We start from the raw sequence: 18,408 nt of genomic DNA on the forward strand, positions 1-18,408 counted from the left end.
TCAGTTGCCTTTGCTCTGGATGTAGCTCTGTAGGGCGTCGTCAGCCTCCGACTTCATTTCCGCGAGCTTCGAATCGACGGTGACATCGGAGTTGATCATGCTAACGTAGCCGTCCTGAATGATCGTCCGAACCTTCGACGCCGGTCCGGCCTGCCACCCCTGCGTCGCAACGGTCTGTTCCGTCTCCTGAAGCTGGTCGAACGCGGTCTGGAAATTGGGGTTTTCGTCGAACCATCCGTCTTCTTCGAGGTACTCGACGGCGCTGTCGCTGACCGGGAAGTACCCGGTGTTCTGGTGCCAGAACGCCTGCTGTTCCGCCTCGGCCAGCCAGAGGAGGAAGTCGGTGAGTCCCTGCTTCTTCTCGTCGGACAGGCCACGAGTCATCCACAGCGACGCGCCGCCGATGACGACGCCGGTGCGGGTGTCGCCGGCCGTCGGGTAGTACCCCGTCCCGAGTTCGAAGCCGTTCTCCTCGGCTCCCGCAGTCGCCGAAGCGACGCCGGCCGTAGACGAGATCCACATCGCGGTCTGTCCGTTGAGGAACGCCTGCTGTGCGGCGCCCCAGGCGCCGACACCGGCGTGGTTGTACAGGCCGTCGGCGTACATTTCCGCCCACCAATTAAAAACCCGGTCGGCCGTCTCGGTGTCCAGATTGACCTCGGTCGGGTCCCCCGCACGACCGTTCTCTTCGTTCACGAGTGGGACGTTCGCTTCCGCGAACCACTGCTCAGGGAACCACGAGACGTTGGCGAACGTGATTCCTTGTTCCGCGACCCCTTGGTCGACGACGGTTTCGCTCGCTTCGCGGACCTCCGCGAGCGTCGACGGCGGTGATTCGGGGTCCAGCCCGGCCTCCTCGAACATGTCCTTGTTGTAATAGAAAATCGGATTCGAGGAGTTGAACGGCATTGAGTACACCGTGCCGTCGAACGAGTAGTAATCGATGACCGGGTCTTGGAAGTCGGACCAGTCGATCCGGTCGCTCGGAAGCGCCTCCTCCATCGGGACGAACGCACCGCTGTCGATCGCGAGGCGACTCCCGAGGTCGACGATCTGTGCCAGTTCCGGTGCTTCGCCCGCACCGATTGCTGAGGTGACCGCGTTCAGCGTCTCGTCATAGCTTCCCTTGTAGCTCGTTTCGACCGTCACGCCGGAGGACTGTTCGTTGAAGTCGGCCGCGAGCGCGTCGACCGTTTCGCCGAGGTTTCCCCCCATCGCGTGCCACCAATTAATAGTCGTCTCACCGCTGCTTTCGGAGTTCGCACTGTTCGTGGAACTGGAAGAGCCGTCCGAGCCATCAGCGCCGTCCGAACCTCCTGATGTTGCTCCTAAACATCCAGCGGAAGCAAGACCGACGGCGGCCGCACCGGTTGCTTGAAGAAATCTACGCCGACCACTGTGTGAGTCGTTTGCGTCCACCACATCTTGAGGTATATTAGTTTCATTTTAACATTTTATAATATTTGAAATGATTAGTAGTAGGTGGTAATCACCGCTACTATTACTCCCCCCTTGATACGTACCTGTACATACCGATCTAGAGGGTTCTGGGGTATTTTGCGAAACATCGCTGAGACAACCCCATCGACACCGTCGCTCAGTAACCCGTCGTGACCACGAAGAGTTAATCGACGAGAATCGACGGCGGAGGAAGAAGAGTCGATCGAAGGGCGCCACTAACAGAGCTGGGGCCGCGTCGGCGCGCTCACACCTGGTCTCCGTCGACCGGCCGCTCGCGTCGTGCTCAGGACTACGTGTCTCCGGCAGACGTCTCACCGGCAGCGGGGAGCAGACCGGAGTAGTCGGCGGCGATGCCGTCGACGCCGGCGGCAGCAAGCCGACTGGCCTGATACCACGTGTCGACTGTCCACACGTTTACTTCACGTCCGTCGGCGTGCGCCTCGGCGACGAGGTCCACGCCGGCGGTGATCGCCGGATCGTGAAACGGAGTTCCGAATATTACCTTCATCGGGGCGTGGACCGCTGCGGCGTCGTGTGCCCGAGCGATGGCGAGTCCGTCGCCAACCGACTCGTAGACGATAGGAGCGACCGGATACGATGACGTGTCGCGCGTCGCGGCCAGCGCACCCTCACAGAATGACGAACAAAGAAACTCGTTGTCGTGAGCGTCGAGTATGTCGACAACTCGGTCCACAAATGGCTGCCAAGCAGCTCTGCGGTCAGCAAGTGCGTCTGGAGAGAGTTTCTCGTCGAACCGCAGGTCGTACCGGCCGGGGTTTTTCAATTCCACGTTGACCCCGACCTCGGGAGGGACGGCTTCAAGGAGCGTTGACAGGCGCGGTACCGTGTCGCCGCTCTGGAGTACCTCCGCACTGGTGACAGCCGTCGTCTCGGTTTCCCAGACGACGCCCGTCTCGTCCGTGAGTCCGCGATCGCCGCCACCGCGTCCTGCTAAGTTGTTGTCGTGGAACACGACCACGTCGCCGTCGGCTGTCGGAACGACGTCGATCTCGATGACGTCGGCTTGGCGGGTCGTCGTTCCCTCGTCATCCGTCGATCCGCTCTCGCTTGCGGCCGCCTGAGCAGCGGTGACGGTGTTTTCTGGGTTCTCTCCCGCGAAGCCACGGTGCGCGATGAGGGTGAGTTCACCGGTTGGAGTGGCGTCTACCGGACCGACCCCGCTGTCCCGACGTTGCGCGGCTGCTGCGTCACTCGTCTCGTTAGCGTCCTCGGGTTCCAGCCCACCGTCGGTGTACACAGCCCCGAGCGCACCCGCCGTTGTGATACCGACGGTGCCCTTGAGCACCCGGCGGCGGTGCGTCGGTTGTCGCGTCTCGACTGCAGACAGTTCCGGAAGACGGCGAGCCATATATTCCCTTCTCGCGAATCGGATATAGCGGCTGGTATGTGGTATCATGAGGCGTCTATATTATTGTGTACGTGTCGATAGGGGTCGTCGGCGACCAGCGGTACCGGCTACGCGGCTCTTGCGCTACCGAGGATCAGCTGGCTCCCGATGATCGCGAAAAGGGCGTGAAAGACCTCGCGCTGGGCTCGTACGTTCACGCGTTCGTTGAGGCGCATTCCGACGGTGAGGCTGGAAGCTACCGGGGCCGTCGCGGTGGCCGGCATTGTAGCGAAGCCGATGTCTAGGAAGATCCGAGCGCACCCACGACCGTAATTCGAGAGTAAGGATTCAAAATCGACCCCCGACTGCTGAGAATGATGTCCGCTTGACCCCCGCCTGTTCGTTCCTCGGTTGCGACACTCTGTCGGAACACTCGTCACTCACGGCAAGGCGGGGGTATGCGCTCGTATCTCTATCACCACGGCTTGATGGCGATTCGATCCAAAACTGGCCTACCCTCCGAAACTGTGTCCCACTTGTTTAATACAAGAGCGCGCACTCAGAAACGGACCCTCAGACACAGCAATCTACGCCCGTGTTTCGACATCAGACGAAGGTGTCTCTCGGCAGCTAGACGAACTCCACGAACATCTAGAGCGTCTCGGCATCGAACTTGACGAGCTGGTTGAGATGTCTCGCACTCGCTCTGCCCTCAGATTAGCTGAACTTCCTACGCAACGCTTTGCCTTGAGCGATTGGTGTTGGGTGTGAGATGTCTTCTACGAGATCTTCATCGCGGCAGCACTGCGGTGTACGGAGACACCATGTTGCCGCCGAAATGAAAGCCACCGCTGCGGTATCTATTCAGCTACTGAGCAAGCAACCCTCCGTCGACAATAATTGGCTGGCCCATCACGTAGGAGGAATCCTCAGAACAAAGCCAAACGACTGTATCGGCTATCTCTTGGGGCTCACCGAGGCGTCCTACTGGGATACCCGCAGTAATGCGGTCCATCTCTTCACTGTTGTCCACTCCCGCCTGTTGGACCATTGGCGTGTCGATGACACCTGGACAGACAGCGTTGAACCGGATTCCATCCTCAGCATAGTCAACCGTTGCCCGCCGAGTTAGTCCAATAACGCCGTGTTTACTGGCCGCGTAGTGCGCGCTTCCGTTCGCACTCACGCCAGCGACTGAGGAAGTGTTGACAATAGCCCCACCACCTCGTTCAATCATCTCTGAGATCTCGGCTTTCAGACATCGCCAAACGCCTTTCAGATTCACGTCGATCATCCGATCCCACTGCTCCTCGTCGTATTCAGCAAGGCGGGTACCCTCATCTGCGATGCCAGCGTTGTTGTGTGCGAAGTCAAGCCCGCCGTACTCGTCGAGCGCCGTCTGTACCATGGCGTCAACATCGTCAGAGTCGGTCACGTTTGTCTTGACGAACGTCGCTTCGCCGCCGTCACTCGTGATCATCTCGACCGTCTCATGGCCGCCATCTTCGTCGATATCGGCGACAACGACCTTTGCTCCTGCCTCGGCGAACCGAAGCGACGACTGTCGACCAATTCCCGATCCACCGCCAGTGACGACCGCAACTCCGTCTTGTATTCCGTTCATAGTATTTCCCACCACGCTGTTTCACGTGGAGTGTTAAACATTAACAAACAACCGTGATATATCTGCCGGCGAGAGTTTGTCCAGTAGTGGCTGTCTATCAATATTAACCAACAACTGGTGGTGCTGCCAGCTGTTGTAGGTTAAGAAACTAGGTATCTTCGTCCGTTTCAAGCTCAGCTCACACACGGCGTCCGATATGTGAAGCTACGCTGCGCGTTTCAGTCTCTGCGGGACCACCACAATCTCCATACTGGCGAGTGCGAGTGCGAACAGCCGCGCTACGCCACTGAACAGAGTAAGCCCAAATAACGCGCGGTTGGACAGCGGGCTATACGGCCAGCGCTGGATGGCCGAGACCGCCTTTTTGACAATCAAGCGTCGGTTCGGACCCGCTGTCCACCCTCGCGCTTGGTACCACCAGTCCCACGAACTCGTGTTGACCGCCGCAGTCTACAACCTCGAACAAGCTCTCAAGCAGTGATCCCTACGCAGTCATCGGATTCAGCAACTCATTATATATTTTAAAATGTAAATCATGCAGTAGATGAATTTTATTTTTGATAATTTGGGCAGTAGCTATCTAAACGTAGAAGAGCAAATTTTTATTATGTCACGTAAGGTGCTGTGCGTTGATACTGAAGATCGAATCTCTTCGATGTCATCCGCAGTTGAGGATGAAGAGAATCTCACCACAGTAACAGCTACATCAGTTGAATCTGCCCGTGATATCATCAATGACGGGTCTGTCGTCGGAGTCGTTACATCTTATACGCTCGCCGATGGCAACGGGATGGACATTATCCAACATGTTAGAGATCGTATTCCACAGACACCGGTAGTGTTGTTCACCGACGTTTCGCCATCTGATATCGACACCAAATCGTTTGAGGAGGTACTTGTTGAGTATCTCAATCGAGACTTGCCAGACGCGAAGGACCGTCTTGGCTTCATTATTAACGATGTTATCGACCATAGCGCACAGGTAGGGTTTCTCACTCCGGACAACGAAGAGGAACGGCTCAAAGCGCTCGAAGAGTATGATATCGACGAGTTACCGATCGAAAAGAGCTTCCAGCGTATCACTGACCTCATTTCGACGCACTTCGATATCGCGGTTGCGTTCGTTGGTTTGTTGGAGAAAGACGAGGAGAATTTCCTCGCGTGTACTGGCGCAGATTGGGACTCGTTGACGCGTGAAGACACGATGTGTACGCACAGTATGCTACAGGAGGACGTTATGGTCGTTGAAAACATCGCTAATGACAATCGGTTCAGCAAAAACGAACAGCTAGAGAATCTTGGAATCGTTTCGTATGCTGGCGCCAACATGACGACTCCGGACGGTCACGTCATTGGGCAAGTGTGTGCATTAGACCACGAGCCAAGGACGTACACTGAAGCGGAACGACAGCAACTCGAGCAGTTTGCCGAAACGGTGATGGAAATCTTAGAGCTTCGGCAGTCTGTGCGCGCAAGCCGCCGCGTGGAGGTCGGACAGTGAGCGTTCACGCTGACGAGTTTGGTACGTCGCAACTTCCGATCGATGAGATCGAAAACGGTTGTTCAATTCTTCTTACCGGAACAGATACGGATGTACTGAAAACTATCTTCTCACGTCTTGTTGCCCCCGAAGAGGATGAGCGAGCCGTTATCCTTGCAACGAATGCCGGCGGACGAACAATCCAGCGGACACTCAACGCCGCCCGGGACGGTGCAGGGTCCCGAGCTTCCATATTGACTGCGAAGGGACCGGCTCGCGGCGATGATGTCTCCGCTATCGATGATATCGGAGACCTCACGCAGACCGGAATGCAGTTCTCGAGTCTCGTCGCTGCATCGCAACAGTCAGCTGCCCGCTTCCGGTCTGGTATTTTCCTTTGTTCGACGATCGCCAGCGAAGTTGACGATACGAGATCGGTCTTTCGGTTCCTCAATTCAAATTTCTTGACTGACCTCCGACGTGGCGACGGAATTGGGGTTGTCGCAATCGACCGAAGTGCCGATATGAACACTAATGTCGATAGTATGATCAAAGGTATGGAAACTTCGTTTACTGCCAGAATCGAGGTCGAAATGACTGGGCGAAATCAGGCCACGCTCGAGATCTCTGGCATACCCGGAAGCGATGGGACCCTCGATATTTCACTATGACTTAATGTTATACAGAGAGTGTCATAGAACAGTTCACATACCTGCTGTATAGCGATTTCTACCAAAAGTAGTTCTCTTTTTCGACACTATTGTTCGAACTCAACTAGGCAAGCGTTCTCTCACGGTGCCCGTAACGGCCATTCTGTGATACCTTCTAACATACAGGAGACGTGTTGTTCCAACTGAGGCGGGTCTGGCGATACTTCATTGCGGATCAATCATATCAAAATAAGTCACCAATGGACGCGATACAGTTTGCGTTTGCTCCAGTTACTGAGTTGCTGTTTATGATTCTCTACGTGGTTGTCCCTGTCACCTTTGTGGTTGTGGGTACCGCAATCGCATTAGATACTGAAGTCACCTCACGACTCGTATTGTTGTTGTATCTCGTACCAATGGGAACGATTCGGGCATGGATAGGGAGCTTAGATCCTCAAACAGACGATCTTGAGATAAGTTTCTCCTGACGACGAAACCGTAGGAGGTATTATGTTGATCAGCGGTCGAATCGACCAACTTCGTAGATGGGGAAAACAGGATAGTTGCGACTAAGAGTAGTTCAAATATTCACCCAGTCGAGGTGATGAGCCGATGCTAGGCCGTCGCGTTCTCCGGCGGCTCAGGCGGGGCCGGGCCACCGGGAGGCACACCTCCGCCTGGTGGGGTTCCCCCACCCGGCCCGGTCGGGGGTCCGAACGACACATCGGGGGCGTCACCGCTCACGAGGAAGTCAGCGAGGTTCCCGATGAAGACACCGTTATCGGCGCGATGGGCATTTTCGGGCGCGAGGAAACTCGAGTCTCCGACCACAGCGAGTGACTCGCTCCGTACTGCGACCGTGTATGAGCCGGGCTCCCGAGTGGTGGAACGCCGCGACGTCTCCGCCGTCGTGAGCGCTGCCGAGTCATCAGCGGAGCCCACAGACGCAGCACCACGAAGGACAACCTGCTCAACCCCGTCAGTGAGCGGTGTCGACTCAGGTGGTTCAACGAGGACGCTGAGGTAGCTCGCATCGTTGTGCTCCATGTCGTACACATAGCCGGCGTCACCGTAGACGCCGAACGGGGAGCCGAAGTCGGTTAATGCCCCGGCGTTGCCCGGGTCGCTCGTCACGAGGGTTCGACCACCCGCATCAACGAATGAGTTGACGGCATCAGCGTCCGGTCCCGAGAGTGCGCCGGGGGCAGTCGTCACGAACGCGTCCGCGTCAGTGAGCAGCGACTGGAGCCGCTCACCGCTTCTGATACCGCCGTAGAACCGAACTTCGTGGCCGTTCTCAATGAGTGCTGTAGTAAGCGGTGTGACGCTACGCCGTTCACCACCGAGCGTCCCAATATCTGCCTCCGTAGGGGCGTTACCATCCTCAACCGGCAGTACTGGTAGCCCACCTCCGGCGCCGGTCGTGCTACCTCCGAGATGGACGACAACCATGTTCGACGGCTCGTTGCTCTCCATTTCGATCTCACCGCCCTCACTGACGGTCTCTGGTTCGACGGCGTCCAACTGCCAGTGATCGTCTGCGACGGGCTCAGTGTCTGGTGGGGCCGTATCTAAGAGGACGCCACCGGCTGCGGCGACGCCGACAACAGCGAGGAATACGAGCGCGAATACCCCGATTGCTGTTCGGAGATTAACGCTCATGCGGCCTCACCCCCGTTCGTCGCGTTGGGATTGTCGTGTTGCGCGCCAGTGTCGTCGGCATTCGTCTCACTAATGAGTTGGTCCGCGGGCAGTCGTCCGGTGTAGCTTGTCATAACTATCCCCTCTCCAACAGTTTCGTCCCACGTTTGCGGTGCTACCGCGAGAATGAGGTCGTCGTTAAGACCACTTCCAGAGTCGTCGACAACGACGACGGTGCCGTCATCCTGTTGTAACAGCGGAATGCTCCCTGGAACACGGGTTTCGGTGCGACGCGTGTCGACCGTGTAGTCCTCGATACCGGCTTCAGCTGCGGCATCGGCGACTGCTCCGTCAACAAACCCAAACCGGTCCGCGAATCCATTTTCAACGGCTTCGGTTCCGAGGTAGGCGTCGGCGTGCGCGATCGCTTCTCGGTCAAGTTCGATCTCGTCGCCACGCTGTTCGATCACGTTCTCGATGAAGAGATTGGCGAGCGTTTCTCGCCGCTCTCGCTGCGTATCAGGGTCACTCCCTCGCTTGTCCGGCCCGGATGTCCCTGCGTTTGGTCCACTCGGAGCCGGCGCAGCCCCCGCGACACCGACGCTGCCGACCGCCTGCGCAGACGGAGCAACGTAGATGCGGTCGGCGGGCGCGATCGCAAGATACGCGCCGGATGCACCGAGCGTATCTACTGCGGCGTATACCGGCATCACTGAGGCGGTACGGTCAACCGCGGCGTACATCCGTTCGCTCTGAGCTGGCAGGCCGCCACCGCTGTCGACTTCCAAGACGACCGCCTTGATGGAGTCGTTCATGCGGGCGTCACGGAGGTTGTCTTCGACGTGCTGTGCTGTCGACGAGTCTATCGCCCCGTCGATTTCTATCACAGCGACAGTACCGTCCGGACCGGTTGCGGCGCCGTACACGCTGGGAGCGACGAACAGCCCCGCAGCAAGCGCCAACATCACAGCGACACCGACGGCGTGTCGAGTGGTGATCCGGTCGACAACTGATCTCGACTCGGAGCGTGGCGGAACGCGGTCGGAGGTCGTCGGCGAGTGATGCTCGGTTCGCGTGTCCGTATCCGGAGTCGATTCATCTGAGGGTTCTGCGGGGCCTTTCTCAGAACTCATTATACCATCCTCGCTCGGTCCCGCGGTCGTATCTGTAGGTTGTGTCGGTTTTGCATCGTCGAATCGATAGCGTGGTGATAGCGTTTTGCTGTAGCTGCGTTGGGGGCATACTGAAACCGATACCGTGTGTGGAGAGTGGACGCGATGTTGGAGTTCATGAGTCTGACAGCGACTCGATTTCGCCAACGGTCACCCCCGCTAGTTCGGCATGTGGCGCGAATATATCCCCCTCGGCGGCAGTTTCCAGTATCACGGTACGTCCGTGTCTGGAGACGGTTGCGTCACTAAACGAAGACTCTCCCTCGTGGGCGGCACGCGCAATCGCCTCTGCCGTTTTTCTGTCGAGCCGCTTCGGGTCGGCTACTGCGCCGTACCGAAACGTCGTTGTTAGAGTATCGGTAGTGCCATGCTGGCTTGTCGCAGGCGTGGCTGACAGAGACTCCGTATGCTTTGAGCTGTCTTGGGTCACATCACAAGCGACGCCAACTGCGGTTGCCGCATCAACCGCCGTCCGGAGCGCTTCCGGTGCGTCCGAGAGCGTACGTCGTAGATACTCCCGCGTCTCTGTCCCCAGGTCAACACAGACCGTCGCGTCTCCGCGGAGCCGTGCCGGGAGCGGTCCGTAGTCTGTCTCTGTCCGTGAGTGCCCCGCATCGAGGCCGCTGATACCGGCGTCACGGTGGGTCACCGCACTGCTGATCGATGATGCGTGTCCGATGACAATCTCATCCGCGCGAACACCAAGGGCCGTGGTAGCGCGTTTCGATTTGAACCGCGTAAAGCCGGCCTTGGTGGCTGGCTCTCGGATGAGATCGGCGTCACGGGCAAGTTCTCGACGGAGTGTCCGTGCGTCGATATCTCCGACAACGACACCACAGCCCTCAGGGCCGTCTGTCGTGAGTGCGGTTCCGCCAGCCACCTGCTGGAGTCGGTCAAGCGATACACTGTCGTACCGAGAAAGAAAGTCTCGGGTCGGAGCCGCAACCTTCTGGGGGACCCCCATCATCGTTACTAAGCTCGAATCAAACCGCGCAGTAACCACGGTGTCAACTCCCCGTGATGTGACTGCGGCCGGATTATACTCCCCGTTAGCAACCGCTGAGTGGAGTTGCTGCGGAGAGCTGTGGTTGGCCGAGCTACCAGACGCCGGTCCTGTTTCACCGGCTCCGTTGACTGCGAGCGTTCCAGCGGGCGGGGGTTCTGAAGTCAGTGCTCCAATGGGCCTACTAACACCGAGCCCAGTTGCCACGAGCGCACCTAAGCGCCTCGCGAACGTCCGTTTGGAGGGCATCGTTTCAGAAGACGTGTGCTCGGTGATAATGCTCGGAGACGTGTTTCAGGTTCGGAAGCACAACCGTCAGGCGCGTGTTCATCAACCAACACAGAGAGGAATTGTAGAATCAAGGTACGGGAGCCGGCTACAGTTACTTTTCCAACTCTTCCATGACAGAATCTTCTTCCAGATGCAATTGCGCGTCATCTCTGTCAGACTCAAGGAGTCGTTCGACTTTGTCTTCAAATTCCGCATCGTTGAGCTCACCGCTGGCATATCGTTCTTGGAGTGTTGACAACGCATCATCCGTAGAGTCGGTGTTGCGGCCGTCGGTTGGAGCATCACCCGAATCCGCGGCTGCCCACAGCGGGTACTGTTCCGGATCGTACTCGTCGGTGTCGGGCGGTACCTCCTTGATCGCGAACTCAAGAACGCCAGATACGATCATTCCCGCGATCAACGCCGTATACCACACTGCCGGAGTGAGTACATACACTCCGGCGACGGTCACAAATCCGGCCACAAGTGAGACCGGGTGATCGTCTAGTTGGTTGAAGATGGAGGGCATATACATGCCGACAATTAGCGGTCGTAGCTGAAATACATACGGCTAAATGTTCTCCATCAAAGGCGTACTACCAGCACACAAAAGGCTGATGCCCCCTGTCCCTCCGGTCCTCAAAGGAGGCTCGTCCCCGTAATCTGCGGAGGGCATCAGCAACTGAGCGTATGCTATCATTTCACAAAAATCGATCGACGCTCAGGCGCTCAGTGTAGACCCTGTGTAACTAGCGTGCGCTGATACCGAAGATATGCTCCGCTACCGACACAGATCGTGGCGATGAGCAATAATCCACCACTGAGAACACCCCTCAGCCTACCTGAAACTCCAGGGGTTTCGACGATGTTGAACGCCCCTTGAAACACGATTAGTTGGAATACTAGTAAAAGACTTCCCCCGGAGACCAACAACTGGCTCTTCGAGCTTCTGTCCATAGTTCAGCCAGCATCCGGCAATTGTATAGATGTTACCTGTACTCTCTGGCTCAGAAACAGAGAATGCTCACAGTTTTTATCCTTACTATTCCTAACAAACAACGAATACATTCTGCTCTACGCCAACGGATCACCCTCAGCGCAGTTTCAGTGTGCTAGAGTTTCCTTACGGCAGAAAATGCGGCGAAGAGGGTGAATAGTCCACCGAGTACAATCGCAATGATCGGTGCGTTCGACGTTTGATCTTTCAAAAACGCATCTCCCGGCTGGTCAGGGGAAACATATGCGGTTGTTTGTGTCCCCTGTTCGAACTCCTCAATGGCTGATTCGGCGCTTGACTGGGTTTCGTAGTTCTGCTCAATATCTGCTGGATAGATTTTTGTCCCAGTATATTCAGTTCCGTTATACGTGTACTCAAACTCAACCACCGGATCGAAATCGGCGCCCGGATTTGATGACGTTCCGCTATCAGCCTCGATGTCGAGTTCGGTGATAGTCGCATCAACCTCGACTGATTCCCGGACTGCCTCCGTCTGTTGAACGTAATCGTATCCCCCGTAACTGATGATAGCAATCCCAATGAGAATATACAGTAACGCACCCTTGAGGCTATCGGGGCCTTTAATATTCACACCTGAATCGTCGCTCATACTATCAATCACCACGAGGCCGCGTACAATGAGGAGAATGTCGGGCGTTGCTGCGGGGTTCAGCCAACTGTAGACGGATCTGTTCACACCACCGAGAGCAGTATAACAGGCGAAGCAGCGATACCCGCTGTATGCGTCGTCCGAATGTCAGACCGTTCTGTTGGAGGACTGAATACATCAGACCGTTTTTCAAACACCTAGTGACTAAAGATGGTGGCTCTGTTAAAAGCTATTCGGCAGATGATATATTTTGTCCAATCGTCGTCAATGTAGAGTCGCTAAGGATAGCAGCCCAATCTGTGAGAGTAATGGCTAATGTGAAGTTGTGGACCAACCGTCTCCGGACGAAATGCGGCAACGCATGGGTCTCCATGGATTGCGGTCACGTCCCGCCGACGCCGACGGTCGACGACTGCGGTGCGGTATCGGAACTGACAGGCTATCGTCGCCACGAGCAGGGACCTGTCGGTTGACCCGCCAAGACTGAATCCGAACAGCGTGGATGGGGTGTTGCTCGTCCTGAAACACTGCTAGCCGGCTTTGTTGGAATTCTATTATTCAGACACATACACCGATGAATCAGCCGGTTGGTGAGAAATGCGTATTGAACAGGACCACACCTGACGAAACTATTAGATGCTTCGGATACTCCTCTGAAGTATGAATGGAGCACCCCTCAAGCTCCGACGAGCGGACGAGGCCACTCTCTCTTATGTCGAAACTAAACTTGAAGCGAACGGCTTGCCGTCTCAGGACGTACGGTCGAAACCCGACTGCTTCTACATCGGTTACGATGGAGACGAACGGATCGGCGCCGCAGGTATCGAAATTTATGACACTGACGGTCTTCTACGGTCGGTCGTCGTCGAAGAAGCTGTGCGAGGCCAGGGATACGGAACAGCGCTCTGTGCGGTTGCGGAAACGGAAGCGCAATCTGCCGACGTTGACACGCTGTACCTGTTGACGACGAACGCTTCTGGTTTCTTTACCGAGCTAGGATACGTAGAAATAGATCGAAGTACAGTTCCAAGAGCTATTCAGCAAACTACAGCGTTCGACGACCTTTGCCCTTCAACAGCCACCTGTATGAAGAAAACTCTGTAGCACCAGATTTGTTCTCTAGCCCCTCTGTACTGAGCGATTCTTGAGATTTCTGTACGGACTAGGACCCGGTTCAATATATTACTCTTTGAGGATTTCAACAAAGCCACCGTCGGCTAAGACTCCAGCTTCAATACGCTTGTTACCTACTGTGACTACCGTCTGAGTCTTGCCGCATCGACTCGCTGTTCCGATGAAAACGAACGATTACCGTAGTGCCTGTGGTACCAGTAGACTGAAACTCAAGTTCAGCGCCTAATTGGCTTACTGCCCAATTAACGAACCAGAGTCCGACACCAAGTCCGTGCTCGAGTTGCGTTTCATTCGATTCGGTCAACAACTCACGTTCTCGGTCCGGAATCCCGGACCCATTGTCTGCGATGCGGAGCTGCGGGATTTCATCGGTTGTCGTTTCGACCTCGATATCGACTCGTGCGGGGTCATCTGAGTGAACAATAGCGTTCTCGACGAGTTCTGTCATAAGCCGTCGCACAACAGTTCGATAGGAGGTCAATTGTAGCCGCTCCGGAGCAGTGACTGAGATGCTGCTATCCGGGTAGTCATCGCGGGCCGTTGCGGCGACTTCGTGGGCGACCGCAGCAATGTTGACCGTTGACGGGGCGCTAACGCTGTCGGTCATAACTGCTTCAGCCTCCCGTGCTTTCCGGCTGACCGAGGCGAGTTCGCTGGCACTATTTTGAATGACTGTCCGGTGCGTGTCGTCTTCTACGTGATCCGCATGCGCTAAGATCACGTCGAGTTTGTTCCGGACGTTGTGTCGAAGCACTCGATTGAGTACTGAGAGCCGCTGTTCACGGGTTCGCTGATCGGTCACGTCTCGAAAAACAATTGTCCACGCCACGGGTTCCTCGTCGCTGTCACCCGCGTGGCGTTCGACATCGGAGACCGTGTACTGAAACTGACGTCGGCCCTTTGTCGTCTGAAGCGAGACGACCTCTGTAGTACCAGCAGACAGATCTATCCCGTCGAATCCGTCAACAGCCACGTTGAGTGGTGTCCCGATCACATCTCGTGTCGCCCACCCAAACAAGCCTTCAGCTGTCACGTTGGCATCAAGGATATTTGCTTCCCAGTCGACGACGACAACCGCCTCTTGAAGCGATTCGACGACGCGTGACCGCGCGACATAATCTGCCTTCGGGAACCCCGTCAATACCGGATAGCGTTGAACCGCAACGGCAAGTAACACACCCGAAACTAACAACCCGCCAGTGACTCCATCGATAATCAAACTCCCGTCCAGCCAGCCCCCGATAATGTATGGTGCTGAGATTGCTCCCAGCTGGATCCCAACCTGTGTCCTTGAAACACGCCCGTGGTTCCAACCGTACCTGAGGAAGAGAAACGCTGCGTAGACGTAAATTATGAACAATAAAAACAGTTCAGTACCGACGAGTGACGCGAGTGAGCGACGAATCTCTTCCCGCGTTGGGTCACCCTCGAACGTGGCTGCTGCCCCAATCAGCGGAAGCGCAAGGAGAACAAACAACGCCCCTCGGAGGGAAGTAAAGCCTGTCTCTCGGCCGATATATCCAAGGACATAGACCAGCCACATCGCGGGAAGAAACACGACCGGGACAACCTGTGCGATGGCAGCCAAATTCGATCCGACCCCCCACGCGTTCGGAAATTCAGAAATCAGCGAGAGCAGTGCCCATAGCAACAGACTGCTGGTCATTAGCGCAAAGGGGACAGCATTTGGCGGGGATCGATCCTTCGCAGTGTGCCATGTTACCCACGCCAGGAGGCCAACAGCGGCGACATCAACGGCAACTGAGAGTCCTAATGAGAGCAGCATTGGTGGAGGGCATTCGCTTTCGGATTTTTAGATGGAACAGCGTTGAACCGCTGGACAGTTACTGATGTCATTGCGGTCACTCACGCTGGTTGTTCAACTGATTCATCCATAATTTGATTATGTCTGTTACTGGTCCGGAAACACAAATACGTCGATCGAGCAGCGGACCGCTGTTGCTAACGGTGAAACACTTCATTTACTCTTGTTTGTCTTCTTGAAAAGGCATAGGTAAAATGGAGTTTACTGTCCGTGGAGTGGCTGTCACGGTCACGCCGGTAATTTTTCTCACGCTCGTTCTCGGACTCGGTATCGCTGGGTATGGAGCTTATGACTATGTCCAGCAATCGAACGCTGTTCACGATGCTGTCGCTGTCGAAACAACTGTTGTTGACACTAGTATAAGCAGATCCAACGGCCGTCGCTTCTACTACCGCATCTCAGTTGAGCACACCTACGAATATCAGGGGCGTGAATATACGAGCGAACAGGTGTTCCCAGGCTCAACGGGGCCGATATACACCGTACGAAGTGACGCTCAACGTATTATTGAGCCGTACGAGTCGGACGAGACAGCGACAGCCTACGTTACCCCCGACAACCCTAGTGGAGGGTTTCTCAAGCAACAAACGATATTTGCTCCGTTCAGATTCATTGGCTTCGGGAGTCTTCTGGCGCTCCTGACAGCACTTCATGCGATTGGGGCACGTAACCCTGGCCAAAATGTAGGGATCAGTCAAACAACTGAACGCGGGCCAACTCGATATGACACGGTGTTCGGGTTCAATCGGGACACACTATCTCGAATTAGTAAGCGTCTCATGTTGTTTACACCAGCTGTGTTTTTCCTTTCTCTCGTAACTATAGTGGCACTTCTGTTGAATTCGGAGGGATCATCACTACAGGTCAGTGTGACTGACCCGGTCGGATTCGCGTTCTTTTCGGCCCTTCTATCGGTTTTAGGGTTTGTCTTTGGGCTCACACTCTATGGCATTTGGTCATTTACCGAATACAGACGACTGCGTGAACGCATTCCAGACCCACGGCCACCGAGCCCGTTCCGACATCCGTCTCGCCTCGTTACAATCATGTACTCCCGAGACGACCTCGATATCTATGGCCGTCGAGTGAAACTGACCGGCTTCGTGTTCGCACTCATTGTGTTCCTCATCGGTATCGTCGCGTTCGTTCTCGTGACGGCGTCGTGATAAAAAGAATTAGCTCGATCGGTACAACGAGAGGAGAGAGCCTACAAACAGAAATGTACCGACGACAATCAGTGCGGCCCCTAGTCGTGTTGACTCTGTGATTTTTGTCGCGCCAAAGACCGTCATCGCGATCCCGACCATACTCAGTAGAACCTTCCAGATCACGTTTGGAACCAATTCTAGCAGTAGTTCAAAGATGAACTCAAAGATATCATCAAACATGTCTACTAATCACCACGATGGCGCCTAATTCGTCAGTTAGTGATAGTGCTAGGTGGCTCTGTTGAAATCCTTAACCGGTGATATGTTTTTGGAGCCGTGCTGAATACAGCGCGCATGTGTTCATAGGCACGAGGCTCTAGTTTCTGTTTGTTAATCACCAATCGTGTAGTCCCGGTCTCCTTGGTCTTCGATAAACGACTCAACGAACTGCTCCGCTTCGTCCACGGTTATTCCCGCTCCTTCAACCTCTCCGGTTTCTCCACTCGGCTCCTCTGGGTACTCGTAATATCCGACATCCGGCCCGGGGGGCCACAACGTGATCCACCCAGCAACGTGCCGATGATCCGCGTCCGTGAACGCAGTTTCAACCCACGAATCCGCGTGTGCGTAGCGCGCCTTAACTACCGTGTCGGCGTGGAGATTGTTCGTATTGGGAACGATCATAAACTGGTTGGGTGCCGTTGTGCCGGGGACTTCCGAAGACTCTGTCCCGACTGGTGGCATTTCTACAGTTACGCTGAAATCAGGACTACCTTTTGTGACGACCTCTAATTCAATCTCTTGTTCGTGATCTACGTTGTTCGTCACCATGATGTAAAGCAATTTCACCGGCGAAGTCTCGTCAGTCGGTGAAAGACACCCGCTGAGACCAGTAAATCCAACCACTGATGCGAGCTTAATTACATCTCGTCGGGAGGAGGGCGAAGCCATCGTGGGTTGTGTTTTATACATGATTGACTGAAATAACCACTCATAATGGTCGTCTGTAGCTACTGCTGAATCACCCTCTGTATTGACCGCTCAGAGTGATCGGTCGATGTTGTGACTGAGACAGGCGACGGTGAGTTCACGGAATTGTTTCCACCAGCGTCGTGACCGGACGAACGCACCGTACTTCCGCTTGAGTGTTGAGTTAACCGTCTCTGATTGACTCCGCTGGCCGTAGAGATCTGTATCTAAGCGCGCGTTCCACGCCTTGTGGAGCGATGTGAACTCACGATGCTTAATCAGTGGCCGAACCCCGTGTTGCCGGGCAAGTCGCCTGATCTTTTGGTCGTCGTAGCCCTTGTCACCGAGCAGAATATCGATACTCACGGGATTGCGCTTGATCAACGACGGAGCAATCTGGCTATCGTGTTTCCGCGTCGTAGTTACGTGTAGATCGAGTATCGCGTTTACCTTCGCATCGACCAGTAACGTCACCTTGAGCTGCTGAATCGTGAGTTCAGCGCGTTTCGTGTAGTGTTTCGAAGCGTGACTGCGGTCGAACCCTGACGCATCAACACCAACAACGCCGCTTGTCGGAAGTAGCGTCGCTGAGAGAGTCAATATCGCACGCCATACAGCCATATCAAGTCGATTGAACGCTTTACAGAGCGTTGATGGCGTGGGAAGTTCGGCTAATCCAAGAACTCGACGAATGCGTGGCATCTCGATTAATTCATCAAGTAGACCACGATAGGTCGTGTTTTTCCGAACTTTGAGACACAGCAGAACAACGTGCTGGGGGAGTGTGTAGCGGTGTTTAGAGAACTTCGAGGAATATCGAGAGACCGCTCGCCGTGCCAGATGAATCGCCTTTTCAGTAAACCGGAGTATTTGCGACTTCGGGAGGGCCTTCATCTCGTCGAATTACACGGCGAACATGTAACTCCCTGAGGATTTCAACAGAGCCTGCTATAGTAGTCGGTAGAACTTTTTACTCAGAGAGATATGTTGCCTGTAATGGATCACCTCAACGAGATCTCCGTCGAAGAACTCCAAGAGGCGCTTGACAATGTTGATGGAAACAAGCCGACTCAACG

16 protein-coding genes are annotated in these 18,408 nt (G+C 55.4%); 4 read left to right on the plus strand and 12 right to left on the minus strand.

The window, feature by feature from the left end; all coding sequences use genetic code 11:
• From DVK06_RS16335 to DVK06_RS16345, 3 genes are all read right to left on the minus strand, one after another.
• Nucleotides 1-1,422, minus strand: coding sequence for an ABC transporter substrate-binding protein (locus DVK06_RS16335; RefSeq protein ID WP_233561773.1), 1,422 nt, complete (start codon nt 1,420-1,422; stop codon nt 1-3).
• Nucleotides 1,423-1,750: 328 nt separating this feature from the next.
• On the minus strand, nt 1,751-2,830 hold the full coding sequence (locus tag DVK06_RS16340) for a glycerophosphodiester phosphodiesterase (protein ID WP_121601066.1): 1,080 nt from the start codon (nt 2,828-2,830) through the stop codon (nt 1,751-1,753).
• Between the two features lie 847 nt (nt 2,831-3,677).
• Nucleotides 3,678-4,433 (minus strand): glucose 1-dehydrogenase, encoded by a 756-nt coding sequence (locus DVK06_RS16345; RefSeq protein ID WP_121601067.1) that lies wholly within the window; start codon nt 4,431-4,433, stop codon nt 3,678-3,680.
• Between the two features lie 544 nt (nt 4,434-4,977).
• On the opposite strand from DVK06_RS16345, the gene DVK06_RS16350 reads away from it, so the two are divergent.
• Both DVK06_RS16350 and DVK06_RS16355 read left to right on the plus strand, forming a co-directional pair.
• Nucleotides 4,978-5,934: a GAF domain-containing protein gene (locus tag DVK06_RS16350; RefSeq protein ID WP_233561774.1), complete on the plus strand. Its 957-nt coding sequence runs from the start codon at nt 4,978-4,980 to the stop codon at nt 5,932-5,934.
• The gene (locus tag DVK06_RS16355; RefSeq protein WP_121601068.1) at nt 5,931-6,584 is read left to right on the plus strand and encodes a hypothetical protein; all 654 of its coding nucleotides are present in this window, start codon (nt 5,931-5,933) and stop codon (nt 6,582-6,584) included. Before DVK06_RS16350 ends, DVK06_RS16355 begins: the two co-directional genes overlap by 4 nt.
• A 594-nt stretch (nt 6,585-7,178) precedes the next feature.
• Here the strand turns inward: DVK06_RS16355 and DVK06_RS16365 are convergent.
• From DVK06_RS16365 to DVK06_RS16390, 6 genes are all read right to left on the minus strand, one after another.
• Nucleotides 7,179-8,225 (minus strand): hypothetical protein, encoded by a 1,047-nt coding sequence (locus tag DVK06_RS16365; RefSeq protein WP_121601069.1) that lies wholly within the window; start codon nt 8,223-8,225, stop codon nt 7,179-7,181.
• Nucleotides 8,222-9,337: a S49 family peptidase gene (locus DVK06_RS16370; protein ID WP_121601070.1), complete on the minus strand. Its 1,116-nt coding sequence runs from the start codon at nt 9,335-9,337 to the stop codon at nt 8,222-8,224. The genes DVK06_RS16365 and DVK06_RS16370 overlap by 4 nt, the downstream gene beginning before the upstream one ends.
• Nucleotides 9,338-9,491: 154 nt before the next feature.
• Nucleotides 9,492-10,343, minus strand: coding sequence for a hypothetical protein (locus tag DVK06_RS16375; protein ID WP_321166965.1), 852 nt, complete (start codon nt 10,341-10,343; stop codon nt 9,492-9,494).
• A gap of 418 nt (nt 10,344-10,761) precedes the next feature.
• Nucleotides 10,762-11,178 (minus strand): SHOCT domain-containing protein, encoded by a 417-nt coding sequence (locus tag DVK06_RS16380; protein WP_199718743.1) that lies wholly within the window; start codon nt 11,176-11,178, stop codon nt 10,762-10,764.
• A 200-nt stretch (nt 11,179-11,378) separates the two neighbouring features.
• Nucleotides 11,379-11,606 carry a hypothetical protein gene (locus DVK06_RS16385; RefSeq protein ID WP_121601072.1) on the minus strand — a complete coding sequence of 76 codons (228 nt, stop codon included), beginning with the start codon at nt 11,604-11,606 and terminating at the stop codon, nt 11,379-11,381.
• 155 nt (nt 11,607-11,761) lie between these two features.
• Nucleotides 11,762-12,256, minus strand: coding sequence for a DUF3592 domain-containing protein (locus DVK06_RS16390; RefSeq protein ID WP_121601073.1), 495 nt, complete (start codon nt 12,254-12,256; stop codon nt 11,762-11,764).
• A 660-nt stretch (nt 12,257-12,916) separates the two neighbouring features.
• Here DVK06_RS16390 and arsN2 point away from each other — a divergent pair.
• Nucleotides 12,917-13,360, plus strand: coding sequence for an arsenic resistance N-acetyltransferase ArsN2 (gene arsN2 / locus DVK06_RS16395; protein ID WP_121601074.1), 444 nt, complete (start codon nt 12,917-12,919; stop codon nt 13,358-13,360).
• Between the two features lie 139 nt (nt 13,361-13,499).
• Here arsN2 and DVK06_RS16400 read toward each other — a convergent pair whose 3' ends face one another.
• Nucleotides 13,500-15,176, minus strand: coding sequence for an ATP-binding protein (locus DVK06_RS16400; RefSeq protein ID WP_121601075.1), 1,677 nt, complete (start codon nt 15,174-15,176; stop codon nt 13,500-13,502).
• A gap of 233 nt (nt 15,177-15,409) precedes the next feature.
• On the opposite strand from DVK06_RS16400, the gene DVK06_RS16405 reads away from it, so the two are divergent.
• Nucleotides 15,410-16,381, plus strand: a complete 972-nt coding sequence (locus DVK06_RS16405; RefSeq protein WP_121601076.1) for a DUF3592 domain-containing protein — start codon at nt 15,410-15,412, stop codon at nt 16,379-16,381.
• A 372-nt stretch (nt 16,382-16,753) separates the two neighbouring features.
• Here DVK06_RS16405 and DVK06_RS19395 read toward each other — a convergent pair whose 3' ends face one another.
• Together DVK06_RS19395 and DVK06_RS16420 are read right to left on the minus strand one after the other, a co-directional pair.
• Entirely contained in the window at nt 16,754-17,314 is a 561-nt protein-coding gene (locus DVK06_RS19395) for a hypothetical protein (RefSeq protein WP_233561776.1), read from the minus strand.
• Nucleotides 17,315-17,404: 90 nt separating this feature from the next.
• The gene (locus tag DVK06_RS16420; protein WP_121601079.1) at nt 17,405-18,226 is read right to left on the minus strand and encodes an IS5 family transposase; all 822 of its coding nucleotides are present in this window, start codon (nt 18,224-18,226) and stop codon (nt 17,405-17,407) included.
• Nucleotides 18,227-18,408: the final 182 nt, after the last annotated feature.

The organism is Halorubrum sp. Atlit-28R (assembly GCF_003665955.1).
GTDB lineage: Archaea > Halobacteriota > Halobacteria > Halobacteriales > Haloferacaceae > Halorubrum > Halorubrum tropicale.

What these genes read in the sequence shown, in the direction of transcription:
- DVK06_RS19395 (WP_233561776.1), bottom strand. Translation starts at nt 17,314, where the DNA reads ATGGCTTCGCCCTCCTCCCGACGAGATGTAATTAAGCTCGCATCAGTG.
- DVK06_RS16400 (WP_121601075.1), bottom strand. Translation starts at nt 15,176, where the DNA reads ATGCTGCTCTCATTAGGACTCTCAGTTGCCGTTGATGTCGCCGCTGTT.
- DVK06_RS16385 (WP_121601072.1), bottom strand. Translation starts at nt 11,606, where the DNA reads ATGGACAGAAGCTCGAAGAGCCAGTTGTTGGTCTCCGGGGGAAGTCTT.
- DVK06_RS16345 (WP_121601067.1), bottom strand. Translation starts at nt 4,433, where the DNA reads ATGAACGGAATACAAGACGGAGTTGCGGTCGTCACTGGCGGTGGATCG.
- DVK06_RS16365 (WP_121601069.1), bottom strand. Translation starts at nt 8,225, where the DNA reads ATGAGCGTTAATCTCCGAACAGCAATCGGGGTATTCGCGCTCGTATTC.
- DVK06_RS16340 (WP_121601066.1), bottom strand. Translation starts at nt 2,830, where the DNA reads ATGGCTCGCCGTCTTCCGGAACTGTCTGCAGTCGAGACGCGACAACCG.
- DVK06_RS16370 (WP_121601070.1), bottom strand. Translation starts at nt 9,337, where the DNA reads ATGAGTTCTGAGAAAGGCCCCGCAGAACCCTCAGATGAATCGACTCCG.
- DVK06_RS16380 (WP_199718743.1), bottom strand. Translation starts at nt 11,178, where the DNA reads ATGCCCTCCATCTTCAACCAACTAGACGATCACCCGGTCTCACTTGTG.
- DVK06_RS16375 (WP_321166965.1), bottom strand. Translation starts at nt 10,343, where the DNA reads ATGATGGGGGTCCCCCAGAAGGTTGCGGCTCCGACCCGAGACTTTCTT.
- DVK06_RS16405 (WP_121601076.1), top strand. Translation starts at nt 15,410, where the DNA reads ATGGAGTTTACTGTCCGTGGAGTGGCTGTCACGGTCACGCCGGTAATT.
- arsN2 (WP_121601074.1), top strand. Translation starts at nt 12,917, where the DNA reads ATGAATGGAGCACCCCTCAAGCTCCGACGAGCGGACGAGGCCACTCTC.
- DVK06_RS16420 (WP_121601079.1), bottom strand. Translation starts at nt 18,226, where the DNA reads ATGAAGGCCCTCCCGAAGTCGCAAATACTCCGGTTTACTGAAAAGGCG.
- DVK06_RS16350 (WP_233561774.1), top strand. Translation starts at nt 4,978, where the DNA reads ATGAATTTTATTTTTGATAATTTGGGCAGTAGCTATCTAAACGTAGAA.
- DVK06_RS16390 (WP_121601073.1), bottom strand. Translation starts at nt 12,256, where the DNA reads ATGAGCGACGATTCAGGTGTGAATATTAAAGGCCCCGATAGCCTCAAG.